Consider the following 12,742-nt stretch of genomic DNA (forward strand, 5'->3'; position numbering starts at 1 on the left):
GTTCCGGAGCCGCTTCCCTTCGCGGTGGACTGATTGATGACGTTTTCCTCACGAGACCTCAGTCGCGGGTTGTGCCTGTGTCTGCCGGCGCTGTTATCAGGCATGGTCCTGGCAGATGAATCGCAGGGCTTGCTGGCCGGCGCGAAGCTTGAAGTGCTGAGCCGAAATTTCTATCTCAACAACGACTATCGATCCCCGACGCCGGCAGGCAAAAGCTACAAAGCTGAGTGGGCTCAGGGCTTTATCAGCTCTTTTGAATCCGGTTTCACCCCCGGCACCCTCGGATTCGGACTCGATGCCCACGGGTTTCTAGGATTGAAACTGGACGGTGGCAAGGGCCATTCCGGGACAGGGTTATTGCCGCTGGACAGCGACGGTCGTAGCGAAGACAACTATTCCAGTGCTGGCGGCGCGTTGAAAATCAAGGCCTCGAAAACCACGTTAGCCTTCGGTGAAATGATGGTCGAAACCCCGGTGTTCGACACCGCGGATAAACGCCTGCAACCCGAGTACGGCAGCGGTTTTCTGGTGAACAGCCACGAGATTGAGGGGATGAATCTGGTCGCCGGCCACTTCACGGCGTTCAAGAATCAGGACGGTGCTTCGGGCAAGGACAACTTTTACGGCTACGGCGCCAACACTGAAGCGGGCGGCATTTCTATTCTGGGTGCCGACCTGTTTACCCAAAGTCCGTTCGGCGCGGCCCTCTATGCTTCAGAGCTGACCGACACCTGGCATCAGTACTACGCCAATCTGCACCTGAAACAGTCCGGCTGGTTCCTCGACGCCAATCTCTATCGCACGCAGGACACAGGCCAGGCGTTGGCCGGTGCTATCGACAACACAGCGTTCAGCCTGTCAGGCAAATACACCGTCGATGCCCACGCCTTCACGCTGGCCTATCAAAAGGTCAACGGCGATACCCCGTTCGATTTCGTCGGTGGCGACTCGATCTACCTCGCCAACTCGATCAAATACGCCGACTTCAACGGTGCCCACGAGCAGTCCTGGCAAGCTCGTTACGACCTTGATCTGGGCCTCTATGGCATTCCCGGGCTGAAATTCATGACCCGTTATGTCACAGGCAGCCAGATCGACGGTACGCACGCACCCAAGGGCGGCGCCTACAACCCGTTCGATGAGTCGGTCGGTGCGTACAGGCCGCTGCAAGGTAATGATGGACGGCATTGGGAGCGAGACATCGACTTGCGCTACATCGTGCAGTCTGGATCGGCCAAGGGCTTGTCGCTGCAACTGTCCCATGTCTCGCACCGGGCCAACAGCGCCCAGGCGGGCGATGATATCGACAGGGTTTATGTCGTTATCGAGTACCCGCTGAGTTTCGGCCGTTTCTGATAATCGTCAGCCGGCGCGCTCGCACTCTCAAGCAGGCTCGCTCCCACAGGGGTTGGCGTTTATCATGACCGCCGAAAACAACCCTGCCTTGTATGAGACTGAGCATGACCTTCGATTTTGATCAGGTGTTCGACCGCCACAACACCGGCAGTACCAAGTGGAGCCGCTACCCGGCCGACGTATTGCCGATGTGGGTTGCCGACATGGATTTTGCCGCGCCACCGGTGATCATCCAGGCCCTGCAAAAACGTCTGGAACACCCGTTGCTCGGCTACAGCGTGGCGCAGGATGACTTGCGCAATGCCATCGTGACCGACCTCTGGAACAAGTACGCCTGGCGCGTCGAGCCGCAGGAGCTGGTTTTCCTGCCGGGCGTGGAATCGGGTTTCAACATGGCCCTGAATGCGCTGGTCCAGCCGCAACAGAATGTCGTGGTGCAAACGCCCAACTACCCACCGCTGCGTCATGCACCGGGGCATTGGGGGCTGAACAAGGTTGAACTGAATTTCGAGGCGATGGCTGATGGCACGTACGCCACGCCGCTTCAGGCCTTGCGCCAGTCGCTGGAAGGCGGCGGTGCGTTGCTGCTGAGCAACCCGCACAACCCGTTGGGCAAGGCGTTCCCAAGGGAAGAACTGCAAGCGGTGGCCGATATCTGCGTGGCGCAGAGCGCCTGGATCATTTCCGACGAAATCCATGCCGAACTGTGCTTCGATGGCCGCCAACACATTCCAACCGCCTCGTTGAGCCCGGAAATCGCCCGGCGCACCATCACACTGATGTCAGCGAGCAAGGCCTACAACATCGCTGGCCTGAAGACTTCGTTCATGATCATTCAGGACCGCGCCCTGCGCGAGCGCGTCAACCATGCGCGCTGCGGCATGGTCGACAGCGTCAATCCGCTGGGCATGGAAGCGACACGCGTTGCCTACACCGAAGGTGCGCCGTGGCTGGCCGCGCTCAAGGACTACCTGCAAAGTAACCGCGATTATCTGGTGGAAGCCGTTCGCACGCGCTTGCCCGGCATCAGCATGAATGTGCCTCAGAGTACCTACCTGGCCTGGCTCGACTGCTCGGCGCTGGGGTTGGAGAACCCGCAGCAATTCTTCCTTGAAAAGGCGAAGGTCGGGCTTAGCCCTGGCCTGGATTTCGGCGATGACAGCCAACAGTTCGTACGCCTGAACTTCGGCTGCCCGCGCGAGTTGCTGGAGGAAGGCATCGCAAGGATGGAGCGCAGTTTGCGCGACCGCTAACAAGCCCCCCTTGCCGGCGATGACATCCGCAAGGTCACCGCAGGGTTCAAGGGCCAATCGCCAGCAAGCCGGCTCCTACAGGGATTTGTCGCGGCACACATCCCTGCCAGCCACCTCGCACCTTGTAGGAGCCGGCTTGCTGGCGATGACGTCCGCATGATCACCGCACGGTTCAAGGGCCAATCGCCGGCAAGCCGGCTCCTACAGGAATTTGTCGCAGCACACATCCATGCCAGCCACCTCGTACCTTGTAGGAGCTGGCTTGCTAGCGATGACGTCCGCAAGGTCAGCGCAGGACTCAGGGGCCAATCGCCAGCAAGCCGGCTCCTACAGGAATTTGTTGCGGCACACATCCCTGCCAGCCACCTCGTACCTTGTAGGAGCTGGCTTGCTAGCGATGACGTCCGCAAGGTCAGCGCAGGACTCAGGGGCCAATCGCCAGCAAGCCGGCTCCTACAGGAATTTGTCGCGACACAAATCACTGCCAGTCACCTCGTACCTTGTAGGAGCTGGCTTGCTAGCGATGACGTCCGAAAGGTCAGCGCAGGGCTCAGGGGCCAATCGCCGGCAAGCCGGCTCCTACAGGAATTTGTTGCGGCACACATCCCTGCCAGCCACCTCGTACCTTGTAGGAGCTGGCTTGCCGGCGATGGCGTCCGCAAGGTCACTGCAGGGCTCAGGGGCCAATCGCCGGCAAGCCGGCTCCTACGGGCGCGGGAGAATAAGCGCGTACGCTTGAAGAGCCGGACGGTTTGTTACCGTAATGTCGAGGCGATGATTTCCACCAGGTTGAGTTGCGTGAATGGTTTGGACAGGCGTGGGAGCCTGGTCGCAAAGCCTTCCAGCCGCTCGGCGTAACCCGTGGCGAGGATGATCGGCAGGTCGGGCCTGATGCTTCGGATCGCCTGCGCCAGTTGCGCACCGTTCATTTGCGGCATGGCCATGTCGGTAATGACCAGGTCGATGACCTGTTCGCTGTCGAGCACTGTCAGCGCTTGAGCCCCGGATACTGCACTGATCACCTGATGGCCCAAATCTTCGAGCAACAGACAGGTACTGGTCAGCACCAGGCTGTCGTCATCCACCACCAGCACGCACAGACGAGGCACCGGCGGTGCGGCTTCCTCCTGGGCAGGCTTGGCGATCGAGCCTTGTGTGGCGACGGGAATCCACAGTTCGGCCGTGGTGCCCTTGCCCTTCTGGCTTTTTAGAATGAATCGCCCGCCCAATTGTTCGATGAAGCCATGCACCATCGACAATCCCAGCCCCGTACCTTTGCCGACCCCTTTGGTGGTGAAGAATGGGTCCATCGCCACGGCGAGTGTGGCGTTGTCCATGCCCTCCCCGGTGTCATTGATGCTCAGGCAAACATAACGACCTGTCATTGGCCTGAGCGAGGAATGATCGCCGGCGTCTTCAGACCGGGCGCTGATCAGGAGCTTGCCGCCATGGGGCATGGCGTCGCGGGCATTGGTCGCCAGGTTCAGGACTGCCAGTTCGAGCTGGTTTTTGTCGGCCCAAACAGGCTCGATCGTTTCCGTAAAACGGGTTTCGAGGACTACGGAAGGCCCGAGGGAACTGCGCAACAGGCCGGTGATGCCCTCCACCAACGTCGGTATCTCGACGGACTCGGTCTTCAGTTCCTGTCGCCTGGCAAAGGCCAGCATGCGCTGGGTCAGCGCCACTCCGCGCAAGGCGCCTTGAGTGGCGTTGTCCAGCAATCGGGTGATCTTCGAATCGTCCCCGATTCGCTTGCGCACGATTTCCAGATTGCCAAGGATCACCGTCAACAAATTGTTGAAGTCATGGGCAATCCCCCCGCTCAATTGCCCGATGGCTTGCATTTTCTGCGCCTGGAAAAGCGCCTCACGGGTTTGTTCGAGCGCCTGCTGAGCGCGGGTCGCTTCAGTGATATCCCGGGTGATCTTGGCGAAACCGAGCAACGTCCCGGTATCGCCCCAGATCGGATCGACCACGACATGCGCCAGGAACCGCGTGCCGTCCTTGCGCACTCGCCAGCCTTTGTTCTCGAATCGCCCCTCACAGACGGCAATGTCCAGCGTGCGCTTCGGTTCGCCGGCTGCGCGGTCTTCCGGGGTGTAAAACATCGAAAAATGCTGACCGATCACTTCTTCGGGCAAGTAACCCTTGATGCGCTGGGCACCAGGGTTCCAGTTGGTCAGCCGTCCGTCAGCGTCGAGCATGTAGATGGCGTAGTCCGTGACACTTTGCACCAGCAGCCGGAACTGCTGTTCGCTTTGCTTGAGCACTTCTTCAGCCATTTTGCGGTCGGTCAGGTCCCGGGTGATCTTGGCAAACCCCAGCAACTTGCCCGTCGAATCGAGGATCGGATCGATCACCACATGGCACCAGAAATGCGTACCGTCTTTGCGCACCCGCCAGCCTTCCCCCTCGAAACGCCCTTCCCGAATAGCGGTGTCCAGGGCTCGTTGGGGCATCCCCTTGAGACGGTCCTCCTCGGTGTAGAACCGCGAAAAATGCTGACCGAGGATTTCCGCTTCCTCATACCCTTTGAAGCGTCGAGCGCCGGCATTCCAACTGGTAATGATGCCGTCGGGATCAATCATGTAGATCGCATAGTCAATCACCGCATCGATCAACAGGCGAAAGCGCCCGTCCTCGATGGTGCTGGCTTTGCCTCGATCTTCGTTCATTGAGCCCTCACGTCGTGATTGTTTTTTGAGGAGTATGCGACAAGCTTGGGGTTTGGAAAGCCGAAATGCACCGATCGACGCAAAGTCTTATCGGTTTACGTATCTGACAATGCAGGCATACAGATCGTTGTATACGAAACTCGGAACCTGCTGGGTATGACCCGCGATCTTGAGCAGCGCCAGATGGCACTCCTTGATGATTTCGTGGTGACCATTCACCGCAAAAACAGGGTTATCAATAATCCGCGAGTAAACGATGTGCTCAAAATGCCTCAGGGTTGTCGTTTTGGTCAGCGAGCCGTCGGCATCCAGGGTGTAAGTGCTCTGAGCCCGTATCGCTCGCTCTTTCAACACGCCGAATCCGCGTTCGTACACAGTGATTTGCGAACCGCTGATCGCTTTCGAGGCCGTCTCGATGGCCAGGATGATCGCTTGTGCATACCCCATGCTGGCAGCCAGTGTTGATCCCGTCAGAAATCTTTCCATTTCCTGGTTTTCGAGGCTGTTGAGTGCTCTCTTGATGCTCGACACATGAGCGAACTCTTGGGTGCAGCCAACGATATGAGTCTCGAATTGATAACCGGCGGCTGTTGCCGTCGGCGGAAAAGCCGCGAAATCGAGGCTGTCGAATGCGCACTCCATGACGATGTTGTATTTGCCGACGAATGCCTGCGTAAAGATCATCGCGCTGACCTCACGTACAAACGCCTCTGTATGCTCATACGCATGCAGAACGCCAAGTTTGATCATCTCAGCGTAGTGAGGGTGTTTTTTCCGGTATTCGGGCAGGTATAGCCGCACGTAGTTTTTGTAGCGGCCCGAAGGCAGAAGACTTTTTTCAAGCAGATACGTTTTGCCCGATCCCTGCAGGCCGGCAACGATCAGCATTTTCGGGGTTGCCTCGGCCGTGATGCCACTGAACAACGTCGCTTTTATTTCATTGAATGCGGCCGTGACCTGCTCTTGGGTGTACGTATAGTTCGGTGCTGCTGACATACCTTGATTTCCTTATCAAAGACTGGCTTGAAAGTGATGATTGCCTCTATGAATAAAGCGGGCATTCGCCACTTGTTCAAATGCCTGATTTTTTCAAGGTATGTCGATGTTTTTTAAGGTAAAAAATCCTACTCCGCCGAGAGCGAAATCGCCGAAGCAACCGACCACCAGCGCGGCAGCAGTTGCTTGACCTTGCTGTCGCCAAACCGGTCATCGATCAACATCACCACCCCCTCATCCTGCTGGGTGCGGATCACTCGCCCTGCGGCCTGCACCACTTTCTGCACGCCGGGAAACAGGTAGGTGTAGTCATAACCGGCACCGAAAATCGCGGCCATGCGATGTTTCAACTGTTCATTGACCGGGTTGAGTTGCGCCAGGCCCAAGGTGGCGATGAATGCACCGATCAACCGCGCGCCGGGCAAGTCGATGCCTTCGCCAAATGCCCCGCCCAGCACTGCGAAGCCGACTCCCTGGCTGTGCGCGGTGAATTGATCGAGAAAATCCTGTCGCCGGGCCTCTCCCATGCCCCGCGATTGCGCCCACACAGTGATGTGCGGGTGTTTTTCGGCCAGCAACTGCGCCACTTGCTGCAAGTAATCGAAGCTGCTGAAAAACGCCAGGTAGTTGCCGGGGCGTTGACTGAACTGCCGGGCAATCAGCTCGACGATCGGCGCCAGGGACGATTGCCGATGAACGAACCGCGTGGATATCTGACTGACGATATGGACCTTCAACTGGTCAGCGTGAAACGGTGATTCGACATCGATCCACACCGTGTTCGCCGGCGTCCCGAGGAGATCCCCATAGTAATGACGCGGGCTCAACGTCGCGGAAAACAGCACGGTACTGCGTGCAGCCGTCAGGCGCGGGCGGATGAAACCGGCAGGCACCACGTTGCGCAGGCACAGTTGCGAGAGCGGCTTTTTGCGCTCGAGGTCCCGCTTGCTGATGTCGAACAGAAACTGTTCGTCGAAGAGTTCGGCAACGCGGCAGAATTGCAGCATGTCGAAATAAAACGTCTGCAATGCACTGTCCAGGCCCTGAGGATGATCGTTGAGGTAATCGCCGATGCTCGCACTGCACGAGGACAGCGCCTGAAGCAGTTTTTCCGGAGGCTTGTCGTAGGCCTGATACGCACCAAGTTGCAGGTTATGCAGGGCGTTCCACTCACGATTGACCCGTTGCAGGGATTTTTTCAACGGCTCGGGCGCGGTTTTACGCACGCCGTTGAGGGCCGACTGGTCGAGACCGGCGCTGTACATCTGCCGGCCGCGCTCCACCAGGTTGTGGGCTTCGTCCACCAGCACCGCGACTTTCCAGTTATTGGCCTGGGCCAGCCCGAACAGCAGCGCACTGAAATCGAAATAATAGTTGTAGTCGGCGACCACCACGTCTGACCAACGGGCCATTTCCTGGCTCAGGTAATACGGGCACACCGCATGTTTCACGGCCACCTCGCGCAAGGCATTCTGGTTCAACACTGACAGCTCGCTGGCGGCCTGGCGCGCAGCCGGCAAGCGATCATAGAAGCCTTGGGCCAATGGGCAGGATTCGCCGTGGCAGGCTTTGTCCGGATGTTCGCAGGCCTTGTCCCGGGCGATCATCTCCAGAACCCGCAGCGGCGGCGCATCAGCGCTGTCGAGGATCACCTGCGCAGCATCGAGCGCCAGTTTGCGCCCCGGCGTTTTTGCCGTGAGGAAGAACACCTTGTCCAGTTGCTGCGGCGCCAGCGCCTTGAGCATCGGAAACAGCGTACCGAGCGTCTTGCCGATACCGGTCGGCGCCTGCGCCATCAGGCACCGGCCAGTGCTGACCGCCTTGAACACCGACTCGGCCAGATGCCGTTGGCCCGGACGAAAACCGGCATGGGGAAACGCCAGTTGCTGCGCCGCGCCGTTGCGCGCCTCGCGATGGGCCATTTCCTGTTCGGCCCAATGCAGGAACAGTCGACAATGCTGCTCGAAGAACACCTGCAATTCTCCTGCGCTGAACGCCTCGACCAGGCAGGTTTCCTTTTCGCTGACGATGTCGAAATACACCAGCGCCAGGTTGATCTGCGCCAGGCCCAGTTTCTGGCACATCAACCAGCCATAGACCTTGGCCTGCGCCCAATGCAGTTGACGATGGTTGGCCGGTTGTTTGCTCAAGTCCCCGCGATAGGTTTTGACTTCCTCCAGGCAGTTTTGCGCCGGGTCGTAGCCGTCCGCCCTGCCCTTGACCTTCAACGTCTGGTACAGACCTTCAAGCGCGACCTCACTCTGGTAACCCTCGCTACGCCGGGACGCCACCGTACGGTGGCCGACGATCCCTTCCAGTGCCGTCGGCGAGGGCGTGAAGCGCAGGTCGAGGTCCCCGACCTTGGCGGTGAATTCACACAACGCCCGCACCGCAATGCTGTAGCTCAAGCGCCCTGCTCCGCCCACTGCACGTAGCAAACAGCAATCGGCATCTGGTGTTCATGGCAGAACTCGAGCCAGCGCAACTGGTTGTCCTGCAGGCGATCACCGGGGCCTTTGACTTCGATCATGCGGTAGGTCTTGTGCTGCGGCCAGAACTGGATCAGGTCCGGCATGCCGGCGCGGTTGGCCTTGATGTCCAGCAGCAGGCGGTTGAACCAGTGTTTGAGGTGCTCGGCGGGCAGGCAGTCCAGGGCCTGCTCAAGCAGTGGTTCGCTCAACGCGCCCCAGAACACGAAAGGCGACTGCACGCCCCACTTGGCGACATACCGCTCACGGATGGTCTGGCGGTAACGTCCGTCATCCAGCTCGGCGAGGCAGGCCTGAAACAGGTCGGCCCGGCGCGCCTGGAAGTCTTCATTGAGCAAATCCGCCGGCCCGCGCTGGAACGGGTGGAAAAACGCCCCCGGTAACGGCGCAAAGATTGCCGGCCAGCACAGCAACCCGAACAACGAGTTGATCAGGCTGTTTTCGACGTAATGCACCGGCGCCGATTCCTCCGCCAGATGCGCTTGAACGTAAAACTCCACCGACAGCGTCGGGTCGGTTCTGGGCAGTTGCAGATCGAGACGCTGCATTTCCCGTGGAGAGGGTCGTTTCACTGCCGGCCCGCCGAGTTTGCGCCGCAGCCTGGGCACCACTCGCAGTAATTGCTGTTGTTCGGCGGCGCTTTCCGGCGTTTGCCCGGCAGCAACGGCCAGGTCCATGGCCAACTGATACTCGCCGCAGCGCTCCAGCACACGAATCAATCGCGACCGTGCGCCAAGCCAGGCGCACTCGCGGTAAATGCCCAGGGCATTGGCGAAATCCGCCACGCGCTCGCAGTGCTGACCGATCTGGAACAGCAATTTGCTGCGCCGTTTTTGCAGCCAGGGATTGCTCAGTGCCAGCCCGTTGATCTGCTCGACAACCGCCTCCACCGCTTCACCGGCCTCGAACTGCTGCTGACAGTCATGGAGAAACAGGCAGGCGTCCACGTCCTCGCGACTGCGCAAGCCGCGGGATTCGGCGCAGAACTCGACTTTTTCATAGGTAAAAATGCCAAGGTCGGCAAGCACGAACTCCGACCAGTCCTGGTAAAGGTTGCCGAAAAACATCAGGCGCAGGCGATCACACAAGCCCATGATAGTCAGGCTGAACAACCGATCATTCAGTGGCGCGCACCACTGATTGAAGGGTTGTACCTCGGGAAACCGTTCGCTCAATGCAGGCAGCCAGTCGGACTTTTTCCCTTTGGGCTGATCGATGGCGGCGCCGAAACATTGAAGGATTTCGGCCTTGAGCAACGCCTCGAACACCACGTCGAGCGGCAGCGGCGCCTGCTCATCGATCCAGCCCTGGGCCAACAGCGGCTCAGCGGCCATGGCAATGTCGCCGATCTCGACGTAATGCAGTTTGCTCGCCCGGAAGTGAACGCCCTTGCGCATGACCATCCGGACCAGGAGCGCACGGGGTTCCCTGGGCAGTCGATTGAACTCACGGATGAAGCATTGCTCCTCGACACTCAATACATCGGCATAACGATGTTCAAGCCAATCAAGCACTTGCATGAAGTTGTTCAAGTAATAGAACGGATCGTCGAGGGGATTTGTGGTCACAGGAAAACAGGGCCGTGGCGTACGAGTACTGGTTATGCGTACAGATACCAGCTACGACCCGTCCGGTGCAAACGGAAAAGGATAAGCGGCGGCGCCATCCGGTTTTTTTGGGTGGCCGTCGAACTTTCTGCGGATCCGTCGCACCAACGGCGGTAGAAGTGCAGCGGCGATTGAAGGATTTGAAGCAGTCGCGCTGATTTTTGGAGGATGAGAGGTGGTTATGAATATCAAGACGCTGGGTTTGCCACTGGTAGCGGCAGCCCTTCTGGCCCTGGCCGGTTGCTCGACGCCAACGGTGGTGACGCTGCAGAACGGCACTCAATATTTGACCAAGGACATGCCAAAAGCCAATACCAAAGAAGGCTTTTACGAGTTCGAAGATATTTCCGGGGCGAAAGTGAAGGTCAAGGTTAATGACGTGGCCACGGTTCGCAAGGAAGACTGAAGACCGCGTTATCGTTCATCGCCGGCAAGCCGGCTCCTACAGGCATCTTGTAGGAGCTGGCTTGTTCGCGAAGAGGCCCTTACCGGCGCCACATCACCTTCAGGCGATGACGACATTGGCCAGGCTATCCAGCCCAACCCCGACCAGCGTCACCGAATCACCGCCAAACGTCAGCACCGTGTCTTGCCCCACAACCGTGGCATGGGCGCGTACGTCATCATTCGGCGCCACCCCCTGAACCCCGAGAAACACCAGTTTGTCGTTCGCCTGATAACCCACGACCCGATCATGGCCAAACGCGCCACTGAACAGGAACGTATCGATCCCGCCACCCGCCTCCATCAGGTCATTTCCTGCCCCGCCCACCAACACGTCGTTACCTTGGCCGCCCACCAGATGGTCGTTGCCGTCCAGACCAAACAACCAATCACCGCCGGGATGCGCCTTCAACGTATCAGCCCCCGCTCCGCCCTTCAGCGTGGACGCGTACTGCGTCAGGTCATTGCCCACCGCAAGGCCGTTGGCGGTGACCTTGTGGGTCACGTCATCCTTGAACAGCCCCCAGAGAAACCCCGGCTCCTTCGTGACAATGCTGCCGATGTCGCGGGTGATGCTGATGCCGCCCTGCGCATCGCGGATGTACAGGTTCCCCGCGCCGTCATTGGCGAAATCGAAGTTTTTCACTGACTGCTGCAGATCCAGCACGTTACTGCCCTTGCCACCCAGCACGATGTTGTAGCCGCCGCCGTCGCGGAAGGTGTCGTTGCCGTCGCGGCCTTCCAGGTAATCATTACCCTTGCCGCCCTGGATCAGGTCGTTGCCGTCGCTGCCAATGATGAAGGTGCTGCCCTTGTGGGTTTCGGCGTTGCGATTGAGGTCCTGAACCCAGGTGCTGCTGCGCGCCGGGTCAGAGAGGTTGGCAACAATGACGGTCGAGTCCTTGCTGGTGAGGTCGTAGAACTTCGACTCCGGCACCCGCGTCATGCCATCGCCATACCCCGTGGGCAGGTGGGAAATCCAGGTCGGAATATTGAGGATGGAATACGGCAGCACATTCCACGCCGTCGAGGCGTAATGATCGTTGAAGCTGACAATGTTGTTGGTCGCCGAGTCCTGATGCGCATCGTGCACGCCCAGCGACGACAGGTTGAAGGACGAGCCGTCGAGCGCGCGGAACACCGGGTCATTCTCATAACCGACGTTCAGCACTTTATCGGTGCTGCTTTGCGTCGGTGAGGCGTAGGCAATGTAGTTGGCATCCTTGTAGAACCCGGCCCACTTGTCGTTGCTCAGGTCCGCCAGGCTATTGACCGCCAGGCCGCCAAGGCTGTGGCCACTGACCAGCACGTCCTTGCCCGACAAGCCATTGGCCCGGGCAAACGCGGCAACATCGGCAAGCAAGTCGCCGAAGGCCTCGCCCACGTAGTTTTTCGCGTAATCCTTGGGCCCCAACGCTGCCAGTACGTCGTTGATCACGTCGGCGATCGAATCGCTGATCAGGCTTTCCCGAGGTCCACTGGTGCCGCGAAAGGCCACGCCGATTTCGCTGAGATGGCCCTGCGCATCGTACTTGCCGAGGATCTCCACTTGGGCGCTGGTGTACCCGGCCTTTTCGCCGAAGAACGTACCGCGTGCATCAACCTTGCCGTCGTAACCCAGCTGCGCAGCGGTGATCGGCGTCCAGCCGGCTTTCTGCACCGCCGCCAGCGCGGCTTTTTCCGAATCCGGGTTCCACGGCACGCCGGGAATCACACCCTGGGAGTCAGTACCGCCAATCAACGCAGTCACCAGCGTCGCCGGCAAACCCAGGCCGAAGCCATTGTGCTGATAACCGGTGGCAAAGCCGTTATCGAGGTTGTGATAGGAGTACAGCGTGATTGCCATGGCGTCGGTGAACAACGCCTTTGAATCTGCTGTGCCGAAGTTTTTGTAGTCGTACACACCCATGGTAAAGCCTCTC

8 protein-coding genes are annotated in these 12,742 nt (G+C 59.2%); 3 read left to right on the forward strand and 5 right to left on the reverse strand.

From position 1 onward, the window contains the following. Window positions 1-36 precede the first annotated feature (36 nt). Together K5R88_RS05630 and K5R88_RS05635 are read left to right on the forward strand one after the other, a co-directional pair. Window positions 37-1,356: an OprD family porin gene (locus K5R88_RS05630; protein ID WP_226299397.1), complete on the forward strand. Its 1,320-nt coding sequence runs from the start codon at window positions 37-39 to the stop codon at window positions 1,354-1,356. 104 nt (window positions 1,357-1,460) lie between these two features. Further along, entirely contained in the window at window positions 1,461-2,609 is a 1,149-nt protein-coding gene (locus K5R88_RS05635) for a MalY/PatB family protein (protein ID WP_226299398.1), read from the forward strand. A gap of 755 nt (window positions 2,610-3,364) precedes the next feature. Here K5R88_RS05635 and K5R88_RS05640 read toward each other — a convergent pair. The 4 genes from K5R88_RS05640 to K5R88_RS05655 all read right to left on the reverse strand — a co-directional run bounded on the left by K5R88_RS05640 (window position 3,365) and on the right by K5R88_RS05655 (window position 10,337). After that, window positions 3,365-5,284, reverse strand: a complete 1,920-nt coding sequence (locus tag K5R88_RS05640) for a hybrid sensor histidine kinase/response regulator (RefSeq protein ID WP_226299399.1) — start codon at window positions 5,282-5,284, stop codon at window positions 3,365-3,367. A gap of 87 nt (window positions 5,285-5,371) precedes the next feature. Next, on the reverse strand, window positions 5,372-6,280 hold the full coding sequence (locus K5R88_RS05645) for a zeta toxin family protein (protein WP_226299400.1): 909 nt from the start codon (window positions 6,278-6,280) through the stop codon (window positions 5,372-5,374). Between the two features lie 128 nt (window positions 6,281-6,408). Continuing rightward, entirely contained in the window at window positions 6,409-8,688 is a 2,280-nt protein-coding gene (locus K5R88_RS05650) for an ATP-dependent DNA helicase (RefSeq protein ID WP_226299401.1), read from the reverse strand. Next, window positions 8,685-10,337, reverse strand: a complete 1,653-nt coding sequence (locus tag K5R88_RS05655; RefSeq protein ID WP_329959894.1) for a VRR-NUC domain-containing protein — start codon at window positions 10,335-10,337, stop codon at window positions 8,685-8,687. Before K5R88_RS05655 ends, K5R88_RS05650 begins: the two co-directional genes overlap by 4 nt. Before the next feature lie 220 nt (window positions 10,338-10,557). Here K5R88_RS05655 and K5R88_RS05660 point away from each other — a divergent pair, with 220 nt between their 5' ends. Continuing rightward, the gene (locus K5R88_RS05660) at window positions 10,558-10,782 is read left to right on the forward strand and encodes a YgdI/YgdR family lipoprotein (protein WP_008026328.1); all 225 of its coding nucleotides are present in this window, start codon (window positions 10,558-10,560) and stop codon (window positions 10,780-10,782) included. A 99-nt stretch (window positions 10,783-10,881) separates the two neighbouring features. Here K5R88_RS05660 and K5R88_RS05665 read toward each other — a convergent pair whose 3' ends face one another. Beyond that, a complete protein-coding gene (locus K5R88_RS05665) occupies window positions 10,882-12,729 on the reverse strand; it encodes a polyurethane esterase (RefSeq protein ID WP_226299402.1) in 1,848 nt (615 codons plus the stop codon). Window positions 12,730-12,742: the final 13 nt, after the last annotated feature.

This window comes from Pseudomonas sp. MM213, assembly GCF_020423045.1.
GTDB lineage: Bacteria > Pseudomonadota > Gammaproteobacteria > Pseudomonadales > Pseudomonadaceae > Aquipseudomonas > Aquipseudomonas migulae.